This window comes from uncultured Pelagibacterium sp. (assembly GCF_963972885.1).
In the GTDB taxonomy this organism is placed as follows: domain Bacteria; phylum Pseudomonadota; class Alphaproteobacteria; order Rhizobiales; family Devosiaceae; genus Pelagibacterium; species Pelagibacterium nitratireducens.
Genome location: NZ_CAXAXY010000017.1, coordinates 23,545 through 40,991 on the forward strand (window position 1 = coordinate 23,545; position 17,447 = coordinate 40,991).

Consider the following 17,447-nt stretch of genomic DNA (forward strand, 5'->3'; position numbering starts at 1 on the left):
CATGAGCGATTCCTTTCCCGTGCCACCCATTTCCGTGCCCGACGTGATGCTGCTTGCCGCAGGGCTGGGCACGCGCATGCGGCCCCTGACCTTCGAGCGGCCCAAGGCGCTGATCGAGGTGGCGGGCAAGCCGCTGATCGATCACGCGATCGATGCGGCGCTGGCCGAGGGGTGCATGCGGTTCGTGGTCAATGCCCATCACAAGGCGGAAATGATCGCCACCCATTTTGCGCGGCTCGAAAGCGCCCTGCCCGATCTGGGATTTGCGGTGAGCCATGAAAAAGAGAGGCTGCTCGATACGGGCGGCGGGCTGCGCAAGGGGCTTGAGCTTTTGAGGTCCGATCCGGTGCTGGCGCTCAACACCGATACGTTCTGGCTGGCTGGCAGCGACACCCCGATTGCGCGGATGCAGGCATGTTTCGAGGCGGGCGAGGCCGATATCGTGCTGTTGTGCGTGGCGCCCGACAAGGCTTCAGGGTTTCGCAAGGGCGCCGATTATCTGATGGACGCAGACGGGCGGTTGAGCAAGACCCATGGGCGGCCGATGGTCTATGCGGGCGCAGCGCTGATTTCGCGGGCGCTGGCCGCGACGGGACCGGATGTGCCGTTTTCGCTTTATCGGCATTTTGAAACCGCGCGCGAGGCGGGGCGGCTCCGGGGCGTTGAAATCGGCGCTCCATGGTTTCATGTCGGCGACCGGCAGGCGCTCAAGCGCACCGAGCAGGATATCGGCGCGCTGGTGTGATGGCGCGCTCGGGCACCATTTTTTCCATCGCGCCGCACGCGCCGTTTCTCCCTACGCTGGCGGACGCGATCATCGAGGGGCGGGTTGCGCCGGGCTGGCGGCGCGACGGGCCGTTCTGGCTCTCTGACTTCACGATCTATCTGCCGACGCGCAGGGCGGCCAACACGCTGTCGCGCATCCTTGCCGACCGGCTGGGCGACACCCCGATGCTGCTCCCCGACATACGGCCGCTGGGCGGGGACGATCCGAGCCAGGAACCGTTCATTCCGCCCTATGAGCCGGTGGAGTTGCCCGGTGCGATCAACAGGTTCAAGCGGCGGCTGCTGCTGGCTGAAATCATCGAGCGCTGGCTGGCGGTGACGGGCGAGGGTGCGTTTTCGGCGCCGGGTTTAGGCGGGGTTTCAGGGGCGCCCAATGGGGCGGAAATTTTCGCGCTGGCCGATTCGCTGGGCACGCTGATCGACGATTTCACCATTGCGCGGCGCGATCCGCGTTCGCTGAAAAGCATCGAGAGCGATCAATTGCCCGCCCAATGGCAAGAGCACCTCGATTTCGTGACCTTCGTTCTGGACGCCTGGCCGCAGATCCTGGCCGGTGAAGGTGAAATGGAGGCGGCCGAACGCACCAATATCCTGCTTGAGCGCAAGGCGGCATCACTTGCGCTGGTGCATGGGGACAGACCCGTGGTGGTGGCCGGTTCGACCGGGTCGATCCCGGCGACGGCGGACCTGATCGCTTCGGTGGCAAAGCTGGCCAATGGGGCCGTGGTTCTGGCCGGGCTCGATACGCGGATCGATGGAGGCACCCTTGCCGCACTGGACGATCCGAAGCGCAATCCGCATGGGCATCCGCAATACGGGCTGGCGCGTCTGCTCAAGCGGGTCGGCACGCTGCCCGAGGCGGTGACCGAGCTGGCGCCTGAGGAGGCGCCGCGCACCAAAATTTTGAATGCGGCGCTGGGGCTGCCGGACGCCACCGCGCAATGGCAGACGGTTGCGCAGGATCTGGGCGCAGAGCTGCAGGCAGGCACACAAGGGCTGTCGCTGGTCGTGGCGCGCACGCCGGAGGAAGAAGCCCGGGCCATTGCCGTGTGCGTGCATGACGCGCTGGAATACGGCAAATCGGTGGCGATCATTGCGCCCGACCAGACGCTGGCGCGGCGGATTTGCGCGGAACTGGCGCGGTTTGGCGTGCCGCTCGACGATGCGGCGGGGACGCCATTGCTGCTCTCGCGCGCCGGGCGGCTGGTGCGGCAAGCGGTGAGCGTTCTGGCCAATGGGCTGAACGCCGTCGATATCATGGCGCTGCTGCGCAACCGGCATGTGGCGCTGGGACTGGGGCGGGGGGCGGTGGCGCCGGCGAGCGAATGGCTCGATCTGGGGATCCTGCGCGGACAAAGGCCCCTGCCCGGCTTTGACGGTTTGCGGCGCGCCGTCAGCGACAATCGCGACGGTATCACCAGGCGTCCGGCGCTCAAGCTCGATGCGGACAAGGCGCAGGCGGTTCTTGGATTGATCGATGCGCTGGAGGCGGGATTGGCGCCATTGGCCGGACTGATGGCGCGGGATGAGTTTGCGGCGAGCGCGGTCGCTGAGGTGATCGGCGAGACAATCGAGCGGTTGAGGGACGTACCGCAAGACGAAAAAATCGCGCCCCTGGAGGGCGAGGACGAACTGGCACGCTGGATCGAGCTGGCGGCTCGGCAGGGCGCGCGGGGGCCAAGACTTTCGGGCGGCGGGCTGGCGTTTGCGCTGGAGGGGCTGATGGCCGGCCAGAGCGTGCGGCCGCGCCAGCCCGATGCCGAGGACGTGCAATTGTTCGGGCGGCTGGAAGCGCGGCTGATGGATGCCGACCGAGTGATTTTGGCCGGGATGATCGAAACGGTGTGGCCGGAAGTGGCCGATCCGGGGCCGTGGATGAGCCGGGGCATGCGGCTGGCGGCCGGGCTGGAGCCGCCCGAAAAGCTGCATGGGCTGGCAGCCCATGATTTTCTGATGGCGGCGGGCGGACCTGAAATCGTGTTTACCCTGCCCGAGCGGGCCGGGACATCGCCGGCCAATCCCTCGCGGCTGATCCAGCGGCTGGAAGCCTTTGTGGGGCCCGAGATCAACAAGAAGATGCAGGAGCGCGGCGCGGTCTGGGTGGAGATGGCCCGGCGGCTCGACGCCACGGGATTGCCGCCGCAACCGGCGGGGCGGCCGGCGCCCAAACCGCCGGCGCATATGCGCCCGCGCAAACTCTCGATCACCGAGGCGGAAACGCTGTTGCGGTCGCCCTACGATCTTTACGCGCGCCACGTTCTGGGGCTGCGGCGCATCGATCCGCTTGGCGCCGACCCCGATCATGCCGAGCGCGGCACGCTGATCCACGATATTTTGGGCGATTTTCTGACCGAAGGGCACGATCCGCAAAGTGCCGGCGCGTTTGACGCGATCATGGCCATCGCCCAGGAACGCTATGGGCGGCTCGATGCCATTCCGGCGCGGCGCGACATCTGGCTGGCGCGGTTTGGCGCGATTGCGCGGGCGTTTCTCGAATTCGAGCGCGACAGGCCCCAGATTGCGGCGCGGATGGCGGAGATTTCCGGCAGCATCGAATTGCCGCTCTCCGATCCGCCTTTCGTTGTTTCGGGGCGGGCCGACCGGATCGACAGGACGCGGAGCGGCGGGCTCGAAATCATCGATTTCAAGACAGGTCAGGCGCCGGCGCCAAAGGAGATGAAGCGGTTCTTTGCACCGCAATTGCCGCTCGAAGCGCATATGGCACGGGTTGGCGGATTTGTGGGGGCCGAGGGCCGGACCGAAAATATGGCGTTCATCAAGCTCTCGCACGGACCCAAGGCGCTTGAGATCACCCAATACGCGGTGCCGGACGGGATGAGTCTTGCCGATGCCATCGATACGAGTTTCACCCTGTTCCAGAACCATGTGGCGGCGATGCTGCTGCGCGACGATTTTCCGATGACGGCGCGGGTTCTGCCCAAGCCCAGCCAGCGGTTCAAGGGCGATTACGACCATCTGGCGCGCACCGAGGAATGGACGCTGCTCGATGGCGGGGAGGAGGGCGAATGAGCCAAGAAATCCTTCGCGTCCCGCCCGATACCAATGCCAAGCAGGCGCGGGTGGCCGAGCCGCGGGCCAATGCCTGGGTTTCGGCCAATGCGGGGTCGGGCAAGACCTATGTGCTCTCGCGCCGGGTACTGCGGCTGTTGCTGGACGGGGCGCAGCCCGAGGCAATCCTGTGCCTGACCTATACCAAGGCGGCGGCGGCCGAAATGCGGCACCGGGTGACGGGGATTCTGGCGGGGTGGGCGCGGGCCGGCGAGGCCGGGCTGGAAGAAGATTTGTTCAAGCTTTTGGATTACCGCCCGTCGGAGGCCGAAAAGCTTAGGGCACGGAGCCTTTTCGCCCATGCGCTCGATACGCCGGGCGGGCTCAAGATCAACACCATCCACGCCTTTTGCGAGGCGGTGTTGCAGCGCTTTCCGCGCGAGGCCGGCGTGCCGGTCAATTTCACGGTCATCGAGGACGCGGACGCCACGGCGCTGTTGCGCGAGGCGCGCGAGGGGGTGATCGCCGAAGGGCTCAAGGCCGAAGGGCCGGTGGGCGCGGCGGTGCGGGCGCTGTTCGATGCGCTCAGCGACAGCCAGATCGAAACCGCGATTGGCCAATGCCTTGCCAACAACCGCAAGCTGGGTCCGATCCTTGCCGATCCCGAGCGGGCGATTGGAGCGATGCGGGCCAGCATGGGGCTGGGCGCGGGCGAGACAATCGAAGCGTTCAATCGCCAGGTTGTGGATGGGATGCTGGTTTCGACGGGCGAATTTCCCGTGATCTGGTCGCTGACACCGCCCGGCGTCGCCAAGCGGGCCGGGTTCGAGGACAAGCTGGGGCGGATCGACCGGGCGGCCCCAACCGCCAGCCAGCTTTTCGCCGCCTATCTCACCGCAGCAGGGACGGCGCCCAAGCGTGGGTTCCCGGCCAAAGCCATTGTCACGGTCATGCCCGAACTGGCCGAGCGGCTGACGGCCGAGGCGGAACGGCTCGAAGGGCTGTTCGAAAAATCCAAGGCCCTGACCATCGCCGAAAACAGCGCGGCGCTGACAAGGGTTCTCGCGGCAATCCTGAAACGCTACGAGACGCAGAAGCGGGCCCGCTCGCTTATGGATTTCGACGATCTGGTGGCGCGCACGGCGGCGTTGCTGGGCGACAGGGGCATGGGCGAATGGGTGCGCTACAAGCTCGATGCGGGGATCGACCATATCCTTGTCGATGAAAGCCAGGACACCAATCCCGAGCAATGGGCGGTAATCGATGCGCTGGTCGACGATTATTTTTCCGGAGCGGGGGCAGCGCAAAGGCCCAAGACGATCTTTGCGGTGGGCGACCCCAAGCAATCGATCTATTCGTTTCAGGGGGCCGAGCCAAAACTGTTTCTGGACAAGGGACGCGCGCTGGCGGCGGCAGCCAGGGCGGCGGGGCGCATCTGGTACGGAGAGACGCTGGAAACAAGTTTTCGCACGCTGGGGGAAATCCTTATCGGTGTGGACAAGGTGTTTGGCCGGCCCGATATCGCAGCATCGCTTCTGGCCGAAACCATCCGGCATGAGCCGGCGCGGACGCGGAAGGGCGGGCGGATCGAAATCTGGCCGGTGATCGAAAATCCCGACAGCCCGGAGATCCCGCAAGCCTGGCCGACCGAGCCGGTGGAAAGCCTTGCGGCGGCGCCAAAACAATTGGCGAACCGGATTGCCGATACGATTGCCGGCTGGATCGAAAGCCGGGCGCCGATCGGGCCGGGGGGGCGGGCGATGCGGCCCGAGGATATTTTGATCCTCGTCCAGAAGCGCAAGGGGATTTTTCCCGAGATCGTGCGGGCGCTCAAACAGCGCAATATCGCCAGCCCAGGCGCCGACCGGTTGCCGGTTTCGGCCCATATCGCCATCGACGATCTGTTGGGGCTTGCCGATTTCCTGCTCAATCCGGCCGACGATCTGACGCTGGCGGCGGTCTTGCGCTCGCCGCTGTTTGCGATTTCCGAGGAGCAATTGTTCACGCTGGCGCATGGGCGGGGGAAGGCGAGCCTTTATGAGCGGCTGGGCGCGAGCGGGATGGAGGCCGCGCAGGCCGCATATGAGCGCTTGAGCGGGCTGCGGCAGCGACTCGATTTTGATCGGCCGTACGAGTTTTTCGCGCATGTGCTGTACGGGCAGGGCGGGCTGAAACAGTTTCACGCACGGCTGGGCGAGGAAGTGGACGAGGTGATCGCCGAGTTTTTAGATCTCGCGCTCGAGCACGAGACGTCAGACCAGCCATCGCTGACCGGGTTCGTCGCTTCGATGCGGGCCTCGGACATTGTGATCAAGCGCGATCTGGTGGCCAGAGCGGGCGGCGTGCGGGTGATGACGGTGCATGGGGCCAAGGGGCTCGAAGCGCCCGTGGTGATCCTTGCCGATGCGGCGACCAAGCCGCGGGCGGTCTCCGATGCCGTATTTTTCGGCACCCGTGATGGCGAGGCGTTTTTGCTCTATTGTCCGAGCAAGGACAGCCATTGCGAGGCGTCACGGCCGCTGCGGGCCGAGGTCGAAGAACGCAATGTCGCTGAATACTGGCGCAATCTTTATGTGGGCATGACGCGGGCCGAGGAGGCGCTCCATATTGCGGGAACGCTCGACAGCCGCACCAAGGTTGAGGAAACCTGGTTCGGCGCCGTTTCGGGCGCTCTGGGCGAGGAGAGCGCTACGGTTTGCGACCATCGGGGGGACGTGTTGCGGTTTCCGGTGGCGGGGGCGGCTGACGGGGCGGGTGGGCAGGCGAGCGATGATGTGCGTGCCTCAACGCAACCGCTGAGGTTGGGGCCGCCGCAAAGGCGCGCGGCGTTGCCGATCATCACCCCGTCGCGGCATGATGAGGTCTGGGCGCCATCGGGGCTGGAAACGGCGGCGGAAAGCCTGCTCGATGCACGCGGGGCGCGGCTGCGGGGCATTGCGCTGCACGCGCTACTGCAGCATTTGAGTGCCGTACCTCAGGAGCGGCGCGAGGCCGTGGCGCTGAGCGCGGCGCAGACGCTCTTGCCCGACGATCCCGAACTTGCCGGGCCGGTGGCCGCGCGGGGGCTGGCGATCCTTTGCGATCCGGCGTTGGCCGGTCTGTTCGGAGCTGACAGCCGCGCCGAGGTGCCGTTCTCGCTTAAAGTGCGGCAGGGCGGGTCCGAGGCGCGGCTTGAGGGGCGGATCGACCGGCTGGTGGTCGGGGAGAGCGTTCTGGTGGTCGATTACAAGTCCGATGCGGGGGTGCCGGGCGGGCCGGAGGCGGTTTCGGTGGGGTATGTGCGCCAGTTGGCGCTATACCGGCTGGCAGCGCAGCGCCTGTTTGCGGGAAAGAGGGTCGAGGCGGCGATCCTGTGGACGGAAAATTCGCGCCTCATGACCATTCCAGCCGGTCTGCTCGATGCGGCTGTGGGCGACGTCACGGTGCTGTGAGAAGGACACCTGACAGGGAGGCTTGAACTGGCTCCCGACTCTGCCTAGCTATAGTGCAACGTAATTCTCAAAGGTCCATATGTGGGGCCTGACAATAAAGGTAGTGCCATGACCGGACACGTTACAGACGCCAATTTCTCCACGGAAGTCCTGGGCTCGAAAGAACCTGTGCTCGTTGATTTCTGGGCGGAATGGTGCGGTCCTTGCCGGGCGATCGCCCCGATCCTCGAAGAGATTTCGGGCGAGATGGCGGGCAAGGTCAAGATCGTAAAGCTCAATGTCGATGAAAATCCCGGTGTTGCCGCGCAGTATGGCGTGCGCTCGATCCCGACCATGATCCTGTTCAAGGGCGGCGAAGCTGCCGACATCAAGATCGGTGCGGGCACGCCCAAGGCCGGTCTCGTCAAATGGCTCGAAGGCCACGCCGCCTAGGGATTGGCGGATGAGGGCTGGCTGCAAACGCGGGTTTTCGCTGACGCGGACCTTCGGTTCGCTCAGCCCTGACCTGTCCTGAGATCCATTAAGGTTTCAAGATTTCTCGCCTCTCCTTTCGTTTGGGCGAGACAGCAGAACGCCTCCAGCCTTCGGGTTGGAGGCGTTTTGTTTATCGGGGCAAACTTGTGAAATCGGGCGATTGCGGGTTCACTGGCGGTGCTGTTTTGACCACTGCATGGGACCGCGCCTTATGTTTTTTTCTTTCCTGCGCGCTGCGCTGTTCGCGATTGTCGCCGTTTCGACCGCGATTGCCACGGGGCCCGCCGGCGCCCAGAGCGACCAAACTCCTGTTCCGTCAGCAGACCAGCCCCTGACCGTGGGCGTTTATGTGCACCCGCCCTTTGTCATGGAAGCCGACGGGCAATTTGACGGCATGGCGATCGAGCTGTGGCGGTGGCTGGCCTCCCAGCTCGATCTCGACAGCGAATATGTCGAGTTCAACACAATCGGCGACCTGGTGGACGCCACGGCGTCCGGGGAGGTGGACGTTGCGGTGACCAACATTACCGTGACGCGGGGACGGGCCGAGCGGATCGATTTCACCCATCCCTGGTTCGACGCCGGCCAGCGCATCATGGTCGACGAATTTTCCGGGGGGAGCTTTTTCGATCTTGTCGCGGGACTCAACGAATCGGGCCATTTGCGCGCCTATGCCTGGATTCTCGTCGTCATGATCGTCGCCACGGTTCTGGTGACGCTGTTCGACCGTCGCTTCGACAAGGATTTTCCCCGCCGCTGGAGGGACGGGCTTGCCGAGGGATTTTACACCGTCATGTCGGTTGCGACTTCGGGCAAACCGCCGGCGCGCAAGAACCTTTTCGGCTGGGCCGGCCGATTCTGGCAGGGGCTCTGGCTGGTCTGCGGCATTGCGGTTCTGGCCTATCTCACCTCATCGGTGACGAGCGTGATGACCACCCTTTCGCTCAACAACCAGATCAATACCGAGGCAGACCTGCCCGGCAGGGTGGTCGGGGTCCAGCCGGGTAGCGTATCGGAGGATTATGCACTCGAGGCCGGGCTCAACATCCGGCCGTTCAGCCATATCGATCAGGCCGTGGAGGCGCTGGTGGCGGGTCGGATCGACGCAATTGTCGGAGATGCGCCGGTGCTCGAATATTACGCGCATACCAACCCGCAACAATCGGTATCCGTTGTCGGCCCGATTTTTGCGCCGGACAAATATGGCTTTGGACTGCCCCAGCGCAGCGAGATGACGCGCCAGCTCTCGGTGGAACTGATCGGCGCACATGAAAGCGGGCTGATCGCTGAGCTTAAGACACGCTATTTCGGAGACGAGTCCTAGAGTCTTGTTTTGTCGCCTGTTCGAACCGCATAGCCGTTTCCACTCTTGCGGGACACGCTCTAAATGGCGCTTGCGGCGAAGCCCGGAATAGAGCCCGGTTTCAAACCGGCGGGGTCCTGTTCTGCCTGAGCACGGCCCCGGCCAGATAGAGCGAGCCGCAGATGACGATGCGGGCGCCTTCGAAATGGGCGGCGCGCTGCAGGGCGGCGGGGATCGAACGGGCGATGGTGGTGTCGATACCCCTGGCTTTGGGGAAACCGGCAAGCGCGCGGGCCGGCAGGGCGCCGGTTTCGCCGGGGATGGGGACGGTAAAGACGTGGCTGGCCATATCGGCCAGAGGCGCAAAGAAATTGGCGGCGTCCTTTGAGGCCATCATGCCGCACACCAGAACCAGCGGGGCGGGGCGCGCCTTGTTCATGTCCTTGAGCGCAGCAGCAAGCACCCCGGCACCGGCCGCGTTGTGGCCGCCATCGAGCCAGAGTTCCTGGCCCTCGGCGAGGTAGGACGACAGCGCGCCGCGCAGCGGCATCAGCCTGGCCGGCCAGACCACCGAGCGCAGCCCTGCGCCGAGCTGATCCTCGTTTCGGACAAGGTGGAAATGGCGCATGGCGGCAAGGGCGAGCGCCGCGTTGTCGACCTGATGGGCACCGGCCAGGGCCGGCAGGGGCAGGTCGAGCAGCCCATCCTCATCCTGATAGACGAGCTTGCCGCGCTGGGCAAAGCCGTCGAAATCGACCCCGGCGGCAAAGGGGACAACGCCAAGTTTTTTCGCTTCGGCATCGATCACTGCCATGGCGTCATCGGGCTGGCGGGCGACGACCAGCGGCGCGCCGCGCTTTATGATGCCGGCCTTGGCCGAAGCGATTTCGGCGATGGTTTCGCCCAGGAACTGGGTGTGATCGGAGGAAATGGGGGTGATGATGGTGCCGTGCGGCTTTTCGATGACGTTGGTCGAATCGAAGCGCCCCCCGAGCCCCACTTCGAGCAGCAGGTAGTCGGCCGGCATGCGCGAGAACAACAGGAAGGCAGCAGCGGTGGTGATCTCGAAAAAGGTGATCGGCCTGCCGCCATTGGCCGCTTCGCATTCTTCGAGCGCGGCGTTGAGCGCCCGGGCGGAAACGAATTTTCCGGCCAACCGGACCCGTTCGCGGAAGGCGACCAGATGGGGGGAGGTATAGACATGGACACGTTTGCCCTGCGCTTCGAGCATGGCGCGCAGGAAGGCTATGGTCGAACCCTTGCCATTGGTGCCGGCCACATGGATGACCGGCGGCAGGCGGTCCTGCGGGCGGCCGATGGCCTCAAGCATGCGCTCGGTGCGCCCAAGCTCGAGATCGATGAGCTTGGGGTGGAGCGTGAGCAGCCGCTTGAGGATCGCGTCGGTGCGGGACACGGCTGACCTATCGATTCAAAGGTTTATTCGGCGTGACCGGCGACGGGGGCATTGGCGAGGAAATCTTCGTCACCATCGCTTTCGGCGGCAAGTGCGGCGTCGCGGGTGGTGACGGTGGCGACCGCGGCCCCGGCAACGGCACGGGCAGCGGGAATGGCCTCGTTGACCGGAGCCCGGGTCAAAAGACCGATCAGCGAACCGATGGTCGAGCGCAGATCATGCCGATGGACGACCATATCGACCATGCCATGATCATAGAGATATTCGGACCGCTGGAAGCCCTTGGGGAGCTTTTCGCGGATGGTCTGCTCGATGACGCGCGGGCCGGCAAAACAGATCAGGGCACCGGGTTCGGCGATCTGGACGTCGCCCAGCATGGCATAGGAGGCCGTGACGCCGCCGGTGGTGGGATTGGTCAACACCACGATATAGGGCAGACCCGCTTCGCGCAGGCGCTGCACGGCAACCGTGGTGCGCGGCATCTGCATGAGCGAGAGAATACCCTCCTGCATGCGGGCACCGCCCGAGGCGGTGAAGATCACGAAGGGGAGCTTTTTTTCCACAGCCAGCTCAAGCCCGGTGATGATGGCGGACCCTGCCGCCATGCCGAGCGAGCCGAGCATGAAATCGCCATCCTGAACGGTGACCACCGCTTCCTGGCCATAGAGTTTGCCGGTGGCGACCACGATCGCATCGTCGCGCCCGGTGGTGTTGCGGGCTTCCTTGAGACGGTCGGTGTAGCGCTTGGTATCGCGGAATTTCAGTGGATCGGCGGCGACCGCGGGCAGGGCGATGGTTGTGTATTGGCCATCGTCAAAAAAGTGACCCAGACGATCGGTTGGCTTGATCTTCATGTGGTAGCCCGAATTGGGCACGACCCACTGATTGGCCTCCAGATCGCGATGGAACACCATTTCCCCGGTTTCGGGGCATTTGACCCACAGATTGTCCTCGACCTCGCGGCGATTGAGGAAGGAGCGAATCTTGGGGCGAACGACGTTGTCGATCCAGTTCATTTTCTCTCGTCTCAGCTTTTCATTCGGGCGGAAAGCGCTGCCCAAGATGTAGGAAGCAATTGTGGCAATACTATCAGCTTCTGGCGCTGCGTGCACCCTGCGCCAACGTGCGAACCAGATTGTGAACAGCCTGTGGAGTGCCCAGGCTGGCGCGGCCGTTTTCGAGCGATTTCTCGATTGCGGAGACCAGTGCGGAACCGACCACGACGCCGTCGGCGTCCTTGCCGATCAGCGCTGCATCCTCGACCGATTTGATGCCGAAGCCCACGGCAACGGGCAGATCGGTGACCGATTTGATGGCCTTGACCGCCGCGCCCACCGCCGCGCGGTTGCTGATTTCGGCGCCGGTGATGCCGGTCATCGAAACATAATAGACAAAGCCCGAGGCGTTGTTGAGCACGGTGGGCAGGCGGTTTGCGTCGGTTGTGGGTGTGGTGAGGCGGACGAAGTTGAGCCCGGCCTTGATCGCGGGGATGCACAATTCGTCATCCTCCTCGGCGGGGAGGTCGACGACGATCAGGCCATCGACGCCCGATTTGACCGCTTCGGCAATGAAATTTTCGACGCCATAGATGTAGATGGGATTGTAGTATCCCATCAAAACGATCGGGGTTTCATCGTCCTTTTCCCGGAAACGGGCGACCATCCGGAGGGTTTTTTCAAGGCTCATGCCGGCGGCAAGGGCACGCTGGCCGGCGAGCTGGATGGCGACCCCATCGGCCATGGGATCGGAGAAGGGCATGCCCAGCTCGATCACATCGGCGCCGGCCTCGGGGAGCCCGGCGAGAATGGCGTCGGCGGTTTCGGGATCGGGATCGCCCGCCATGATGAAGGAGACGAAGGCGGGGCGGTTTTCGGCCCGCGTCTTTTCAAACCGCTTGTCGATGCGCGAGGCGCCCATGAAATCTCCCGGTAGAAATGCCAGTTGTCGCGCGGATAAAGGACAGGTTGGGGGGTCAAGTCAACTCCGGCAACACAAAAGGCACCCGGCGTAAGCGGGGTGCCTTTTTGATGTCGGTCGCGAAAGCGGAAAATTACTTGGAGTTGAACGCGGTATCGAAAGCGTGGCGAGCCAGATCGGACCGGTTCAGACCGCGCGAGCGCAGCGCGTCGTCGGACATGCTGGACAGATCGGAATAAAGGTTCGAAGCATTGCGGGCGCGGCCCACGTCACCGAAAAAACCCGATATGGAAGCGAAAACGCCGTTGCGTGCCATTGTTCAAATCTCCTGAAAGGTGCTTGATTTCTTTAGATTTAAATGCGCTCACCAGGGGCAATAAACAAGAGCTCAATGGGTATTCCAGCCATGCGCAGAACGGAGGGCTGACGGCCAGGGACGCCCGAGCCGTCAGCCCCGGTATGCTAGGCCTTGCCCTCGGCCAGCAGCTTTTCGAGGTTGGCCAGGTTTTCCTGCCAGCCCCATTTGGCGCCGCCGATGGCTTGTTTCTGGTTGGGGTTAAAGCCGGTCTGCTCCATGCGCAGACGGGTGCCCGTGGCAGTGGGGGTGAGGGTGAAGACCACGACGCTTTCGAGCGCGTAGGCGGGATCGGAGTGCGGGTGGTTCCAGGTGTAGGACAGGGTCTTTTCGGGCTCTATGGCCAGAACCTCACATTCCACGCCGCCCCAATCGCCGCGCAGGGTGAAATTGTGCCCGATCTCGGGCTTGAAGTCGGTCTTCATCAGCCATTCCTCCATCAGGTGGGGCTGGGTGAGGGCGCGCCAGATCTTTTCGGGCGGGAAGGGGATTTCGCGTTCGACGGTGACGGTGACGGGCTGGGTCATGGCGGTTAATCCTTGGCGGGCTTTTTGGACCGGGCCGGCTTCTTGACGGCGTTGAGCGCGGCGGCGGCAGAGATCAGGGCCTTGACGGCATCCTCATCGATTTCTGCGCCTTCATGGATATCGATGGCGCGGCGCATGTTGCCCTCAAGGCTCGAATTGAACAGGCCCTTGGGGTCATTGAGCGAGGCGCCCTTGGCGAAGGTGAGCTTGACGTAGGTCTTGTAGGTTTCGCCGGTGCAGATGATGCCGGCATGAGACCAGACCGGGGTGCCACGCCATTTCCATTCCTCGAGAACTTCGGGAACGGCCTCGTGGATCAGCGCGCGGACACGGGCGAGGGTTTTTCCACGCCAATCGCCAAGATCGGCGATGCGGGCATCGATCAGGCGCGTCGCATCGGCCTGGGTGTTTTCACTGGTTTGAGGCGATTTTTTCATAAGGCGTACCGTTCAGAGTTTTTCGCCGGGCAGCTTGCTGGCCTGTTCGATCCATGCGGCGAACCGGTCCTCATCGAACCCTTTGTCCTCATAGATATCGAGATAGCGCACTGCCGGATATTTCGAGGTGCCGGGCGGGGGCGGATCGAGATCGCTGCCCCTAAAGAAGGTCACCTTCACGTATTTCGTCATGCAGTGGTAGGAGGTGAACCAATAGTCCTTTTCGACCCCGTAAAAGGGCGAGTTCCATTTCACTGCCTTTTCGAGGTTGGGCACCACGCGCTCAATGATGGCATCGAGGCGGCGCCCGATATCGCCCTTCCAGCCCGGCATGGCGTCGAGGTAGGCGGCGACCGGGCCATTGCCATAGCCCTTGGGAATCTGGGGATTTCCGCCGGACAACAGCACCGGCTTGTCTTTGGATTTGCTCATGGGGTCATGCCCTTTCGCCAATGCGCCGCCCGCCGCGCCATTTGACGGCATAGGGTAGCACGAACAGATAGAGCCCCGTAAAGAGCAACAGAAACAAGGGAATGAGGGCGAGCAGATAGACCCAGAAGGCGGGCTCTTCGCCACCGCCCAGAGCAATGAAATTGACGATGACGCCAAGCGTGAAGGCGATAGCGAGCCAGCGGTGAGCCCGGCGAAACCAAGCGTTGATTTTCATTGATCCATTCTCCTCAACAAATCTTCGAGATCGTCGAACCGGCTGTTCCAGAAGCCGGCCATTTGCCGGGTCCAGTCGGCCAGGGGGGCCAAAGCATCGATGCGGGCGCTGTAATGGGTGTGGCGGCCCTCGTGGCGGTCGCTGACCAGCCCGGCCTGCCGCAGCACGCCGAGATGCTTTGAGACCACCGGCTGGGACACACCAGCGCCCTCGGTCAACGCGCCGACCGTAAGCTCGCCGTTTTTGCACAGGCGCTCGAACAGGGCCCGGCGGGTCGGGTCGGCGAGAGTGCGAAACAGAACATCGGGGGTGGCGGACATCGATGACATATATCCCGTTGGCTATGGGTCGACGTATAGCTAGATAGGTATGTGTTTGTCAAGCTCCTTGGGCGGTAACGATATGAAGAGTTAGGTAGCGCGATAAACGCATACCATTTGGGGCATGTGTTTGGAGCGACGCTGAAAGATGGACGGCGAGAATTGACCCCGGGCCGACAGGGGGCGGTGAGGCGTTTGGGCAAGCGTCGCAAGCGCTGGGGGTACTGGGTCCCGGGTCTTCGCCCGGGATGACGGTGGGGAGGGAGGGGAAGGCGACGTGACACTGCCGGCGCTCAAGGCCCCCTCACCGGCATGCCGGCCTTCTCGCCTAAGGTGAGGGTAAATAATGCTTGCAGCGTTTGAGACAGGCACGGTGGATCGTCGCGGGTTTCCGGGTTCATCCCGAACCGGCCCCTCCTACCTAGGTCATCCCGGGCGAAGACCCGGGATCCAGTAAGCGGCAGGCTTGCGGTTCTGTCTCGGTGCCGAGCATACTGGGCCCCGGCTCAGGGCCGGGGTGACAGCGAGGTGGTTTTGGCAGGCAGGAGCCTTTGCCCCCGAAATGTCGATTGGCCCTAAAGCGCCATGCCCAGATGCTTGCCGACGGATTCGACGTCCTTGTCGCCGCGGCCGGAGAGGCAGAGGACGATGATGTCGTCCTTGGCCATTGTGGGGGCGAGTTTAATCACGTGGGCGAGGCCGTGGGCGCTTTCGAGCGCAGGGATGATGCCTTCGAACTTGGTGCAGGCCATGAAGGCGTCGAGCGCCTCTTTGTCGGTTATGGGCACGTAGCTGACCCGGCCGCTGTCGCGCAGGAAGGCGTGTTCGGGGCCGACACCGGGATAGTCCAGACCGGCGGAAATCGAATGGCCCTCGGTGATCTGGCCGTCGGCATCCTGGAGGAGATAGGTGCGGTTGCCATGCAGCACGCCGGGGCGACCGCCGGTCATCGAGGCGGCGTGGCCGTCTTCCACGTCGAGGCCGTGTCCGCCTGCTTCGGTGCCGAAGATTTTCACATTCGGCTCATCGAGAAAATCGTGGAAGGTGCCGATGGCGTTCGAACCGCCGCCGATACAGGCGACCAGCGCATCGGGGAGCCGGCCTTCGGCTTCCAGAATCTGGGTGCGGATTTCCTCGCCGATCACCTTTTGAAAGTCACGCACCATTTCAGGGTAAGGATGCGGGCCGGCCGCCGTGCCGATCAGATAGTAGGTGGTGCCGACATTGGTCACCCAGTCGCGCAGCGCCTCGTTCATGGCATCCTTGAGCGTGCCGGCACCGGCGGTGACCGGACGGACCTCGGCGCCGAGCATTTTCATGCGCAAAACGTTGGGCATCTGGCGCTCCACGTCGGTGGCGCCCATGAAGATGGTGCAGGGCAGGCCGAACCGGGCGCAGACCGTGGCCGTGGCCACGCCGTGCTGGCCGGCCCCGGTTTCGGCGATGATCCGGGTCTTGCCCATGCGCTTGGCCAAAAGGATCTGGCCGATGCAGTTGTTGAGCTTGTGGGAGCCCGTGTGGTTGAGGTCTTCGCGCTTGAAATAGATTTTCGCGCCGCCAAGCTCATTTGTCATGCGCTCGGCGAAATAGAGCGGGGAGGGACGGCCGGCGAAATGGGTGCGCAGATCGTCCATTTCAGCTAGGAATTCTTCATCGGCCTGGGCGGCGCGATAGGCCTTTTCCAGATCGAGGATCAAGGGCATCAGGGTCTCGGCCACGAAGCGCCCACCATAAATGCCGAACTTGCCGTTTTCGTCGGGTCCCTGACGCAGGGAATTGGCGCTTTGCTGGCTCATAGTCGTAAAACCTTACTGTGCCGCCGCCCGGGCGCTGGCGATGAACCGGGAAATCAGCCCGGCGTCCTTTACGCCCTTTTCGCGCTCGACGCCCGAAGAAACGTCGAGGCCGAAGGGCTTTAGGGTTTTGACGGCGCGGGCCACATTGTCGCCGTCAAGACCAGCGGAAAGCATGAAGCGGACCGCAGGGTCAAGACTTTCGAGCAGCGACCAATCGAACACCATGCCCAGACCGCCTGGACGGGTGGCATTTTTTGGCGGCCGCGCATCGAGGATCAGCCGGTCGGAGACGGGGCGATAAAAGGGGACCTGACGCACGTCGTTTTTATCGCCGATGGGCAGGGCCTTGATGATTTTCAGCCCCGAGCGCTCACGAATATCGGCCACGCGGCCCTTGGGCTCAGACCCATGAAGCTGGAGCCATTGGGCGCCGGTTTCGACAGCGGCGGCGACGGTGTCGTTGTCGGGATCGACAAGCAGGATGACCGTTTCGATGCGGTCACCGGCCTGGGCGACAAGCCCTGCAATCGTATCGAAGGGGATATGGCGCGGGCTTTTTTCGAAATGAACGAACCCTATCATGTCGGCGCCTTGCGCGATGACATGATCGAGGATGTCGGGGGTTTTGACCCCGCAGATCTTGATGATGGGCTGGTCCATCAGACCAATTCGTCCGTGGCGAGCAGCGCGGCATCGGGCTCACGCGCCGGGGCGCGGCGGGAGCGCTCGAGATCGGCCTTGAGCTTTTCATTTTCGCGGCGCAGGCGGCGTTCGTGCTTGCGGTGCTGGCCTTGCGTGAACCAGACAGCCAGGCCGCCGAGCGAAATGCCGATGAACAGCACGGCATAGATCACCAGAAACAGCGGCACGCCGAAGCCGGGTGCGGCCTCGTCGGCGGCAACAAGAGGATTGAAATTGACGGCGACCGTGTGCCGGTTGGCCAGGGCAAACACCAGGACCAAAAGGCAAAGGGGCACGAGAACGAGCCAGCCGACGATGCGTTTGCGCATA

At 63.6% G+C, this 17,447-nt stretch carries 17 protein-coding genes; 5 read left to right on the top strand and 12 right to left on the bottom strand.

Translation table 11 applies throughout. From position 1 onward, the window contains the following. The first annotated feature begins 1 nt into the window (after position 1). From AACZ55_RS04960 to AACZ55_RS04980, 5 genes are all read left to right on the top strand, one after another. Positions 2 to 745, top strand: coding sequence for a nucleotidyltransferase family protein (locus AACZ55_RS04960; protein ID WP_339643747.1), 744 nt, complete (start codon positions 2 to 4; stop codon positions 743 to 745). Continuing rightward, positions 745 to 3,816: a double-strand break repair protein AddB gene (gene addB / locus AACZ55_RS04965; protein ID WP_339643781.1), complete on the top strand. Its 3,072-nt coding sequence runs from the start codon at positions 745 to 747 to the stop codon at positions 3,814 to 3,816. The genes AACZ55_RS04960 and addB overlap by 1 nt, the downstream gene beginning before the upstream one ends. Beyond that, positions 3,813 to 7,226 carry a double-strand break repair helicase AddA gene (gene addA, locus AACZ55_RS04970; RefSeq protein ID WP_339643749.1) on the top strand — a complete coding sequence of 1,138 codons (3,414 nt, stop codon included), beginning with the start codon at positions 3,813 to 3,815 and terminating at the stop codon, positions 7,224 to 7,226. The genes addB and addA overlap by 4 nt, the downstream gene beginning before the upstream one ends. 108 nt (positions 7,227 to 7,334) lie before the next feature. After that, positions 7,335 to 7,658 (top strand): thioredoxin, encoded by a 324-nt coding sequence (trxA, locus tag AACZ55_RS04975; RefSeq protein ID WP_338608246.1) that lies wholly within the window; start codon positions 7,335 to 7,337, stop codon positions 7,656 to 7,658. A gap of 253 nt (positions 7,659 to 7,911) precedes the next feature. Then, positions 7,912 to 9,024: a transporter substrate-binding domain-containing protein gene (locus AACZ55_RS04980; protein WP_339643751.1), complete on the top strand. Its 1,113-nt coding sequence runs from the start codon at positions 7,912 to 7,914 to the stop codon at positions 9,022 to 9,024. A gap of 100 nt (positions 9,025 to 9,124) precedes the next feature. Here AACZ55_RS04980 and AACZ55_RS04985 read toward each other — a convergent pair whose 3' ends face one another. The 12 genes from AACZ55_RS04985 to AACZ55_RS05040 all read right to left on the bottom strand — a co-directional run. Continuing rightward, positions 9,125 to 10,417, bottom strand: a complete 1,293-nt coding sequence (locus tag AACZ55_RS04985; RefSeq protein WP_339643754.1) for a folylpolyglutamate synthase/dihydrofolate synthase family protein — start codon at positions 10,415 to 10,417, stop codon at positions 9,125 to 9,127. A 23-nt stretch (positions 10,418 to 10,440) separates the two neighbouring features. Next, the gene (accD, locus tag AACZ55_RS04990) at positions 10,441 to 11,433 is read right to left on the bottom strand and encodes an acetyl-CoA carboxylase, carboxyltransferase subunit beta (RefSeq protein WP_338608249.1); all 993 of its coding nucleotides are present in this window, start codon (positions 11,431 to 11,433) and stop codon (positions 10,441 to 10,443) included. A gap of 73 nt (positions 11,434 to 11,506) precedes the next feature. After that, positions 11,507 to 12,334 (bottom strand): tryptophan synthase subunit alpha, encoded by an 828-nt coding sequence (gene trpA / locus AACZ55_RS04995; RefSeq protein ID WP_338608250.1) that lies wholly within the window; start codon positions 12,332 to 12,334, stop codon positions 11,507 to 11,509. 133 nt (positions 12,335 to 12,467) lie between these two features. Beyond that, a complete protein-coding gene (locus AACZ55_RS05000; protein ID WP_338608251.1) occupies positions 12,468 to 12,650 on the bottom strand; it encodes a hypothetical protein in 183 nt (60 codons plus the stop codon). A gap of 146 nt (positions 12,651 to 12,796) precedes the next feature. Then, complete coding sequence (locus AACZ55_RS05005; protein WP_338608252.1) at positions 12,797 to 13,216, bottom strand: SRPBCC domain-containing protein; 420 nt, start codon at positions 13,214 to 13,216, stop codon at positions 12,797 to 12,799. Between the two features lie 5 nt (positions 13,217 to 13,221). Further along, complete coding sequence (locus AACZ55_RS05010) at positions 13,222 to 13,653, bottom strand: DUF1801 domain-containing protein (RefSeq protein WP_339643759.1); 432 nt, start codon at positions 13,651 to 13,653, stop codon at positions 13,222 to 13,224. Positions 13,654 to 13,665: 12 nt separating this feature from the next. Next, positions 13,666 to 14,085 (bottom strand): DUF1801 domain-containing protein, encoded by a 420-nt coding sequence (locus AACZ55_RS05015; protein WP_339643762.1) that lies wholly within the window; start codon positions 14,083 to 14,085, stop codon positions 13,666 to 13,668. Between the two features lie 4 nt (positions 14,086 to 14,089). Next, positions 14,090 to 14,320, bottom strand: a complete 231-nt coding sequence (locus AACZ55_RS05020) for a hypothetical protein (protein WP_339643765.1) — start codon at positions 14,318 to 14,320, stop codon at positions 14,090 to 14,092. Then, on the bottom strand, positions 14,317 to 14,640 hold the full coding sequence (locus tag AACZ55_RS05025) for a metalloregulator ArsR/SmtB family transcription factor (protein ID WP_339643768.1): 324 nt from the start codon (positions 14,638 to 14,640) through the stop codon (positions 14,317 to 14,319). Before AACZ55_RS05025 ends, AACZ55_RS05020 begins: the two co-directional genes overlap by 4 nt. Before the next feature lie 575 nt (positions 14,641 to 15,215). Further along, positions 15,216 to 16,436, bottom strand: coding sequence for a tryptophan synthase subunit beta (gene trpB / locus AACZ55_RS05030; protein ID WP_339643771.1), 1,221 nt, complete (start codon positions 16,434 to 16,436; stop codon positions 15,216 to 15,218). Between the two features lie 12 nt (positions 16,437 to 16,448). After that, entirely contained in the window at positions 16,449 to 17,096 is a 648-nt protein-coding gene (locus AACZ55_RS05035; RefSeq protein WP_339643774.1) for a phosphoribosylanthranilate isomerase, read from the bottom strand. Continuing rightward, on the bottom strand, positions 17,096 to 17,447 hold a 352-nt coding region (locus AACZ55_RS05040), incomplete at its 5' end, for a LapA family protein (RefSeq protein WP_339643777.1). The genes AACZ55_RS05035 and AACZ55_RS05040, both read right to left, overlap by 1 nt.

Bases quoted from the DNA above. Each gene is read 5' to 3' on its own strand.
- trpB (WP_339643771.1), bottom strand. From the start codon at position 16,436: ATGAGCCAGCAAAGCGCCAATTCCCTGCGTCAGGGACCCGACGAAAAC.
- AACZ55_RS05010 (WP_339643759.1), bottom strand. From the start codon at position 13,653: ATGAAAAAATCGCCTCAAACCAGTGAAAACACCCAGGCCGATGCGACG.
- AACZ55_RS04960 (WP_339643747.1), top strand. From the start codon at position 2: ATGAGCGATTCCTTTCCCGTGCCACCCATTTCCGTGCCCGACGTGATG.
- AACZ55_RS05000 (WP_338608251.1), bottom strand. From the start codon at position 12,650: ATGGCACGCAACGGCGTTTTCGCTTCCATATCGGGTTTTTTCGGTGAC.
- addB (WP_339643781.1), top strand. From the start codon at position 745: ATGGCGCGCTCGGGCACCATTTTTTCCATCGCGCCGCACGCGCCGTTT.
- trxA (WP_338608246.1), top strand. From the start codon at position 7,335: ATGACCGGACACGTTACAGACGCCAATTTCTCCACGGAAGTCCTGGGC.
- AACZ55_RS05020 (WP_339643765.1), bottom strand. From the start codon at position 14,320: ATGAAAATCAACGCTTGGTTTCGCCGGGCTCACCGCTGGCTCGCTATC.
- AACZ55_RS05015 (WP_339643762.1), bottom strand. From the start codon at position 14,085: ATGAGCAAATCCAAAGACAAGCCGGTGCTGTTGTCCGGCGGAAATCCC.
- addA (WP_339643749.1), top strand. From the start codon at position 3,813: ATGAGCCAAGAAATCCTTCGCGTCCCGCCCGATACCAATGCCAAGCAG.
- trpA (WP_338608250.1), bottom strand. From the start codon at position 12,334: ATGGGCGCCTCGCGCATCGACAAGCGGTTTGAAAAGACGCGGGCCGAA.
- AACZ55_RS05025 (WP_339643768.1), bottom strand. From the start codon at position 14,640: ATGTCCGCCACCCCCGATGTTCTGTTTCGCACTCTCGCCGACCCGACC.
- AACZ55_RS05035 (WP_339643774.1), bottom strand. From the start codon at position 17,096: ATGGACCAGCCCATCATCAAGATCTGCGGGGTCAAAACCCCCGACATC.
- AACZ55_RS05005 (WP_338608252.1), bottom strand. From the start codon at position 13,216: ATGACCCAGCCCGTCACCGTCACCGTCGAACGCGAAATCCCCTTCCCG.
- AACZ55_RS04980 (WP_339643751.1), top strand. From the start codon at position 7,912: ATGTTTTTTTCTTTCCTGCGCGCTGCGCTGTTCGCGATTGTCGCCGTT.
- accD (WP_338608249.1), bottom strand. From the start codon at position 11,433: ATGAACTGGATCGACAACGTCGTTCGCCCCAAGATTCGCTCCTTCCTC.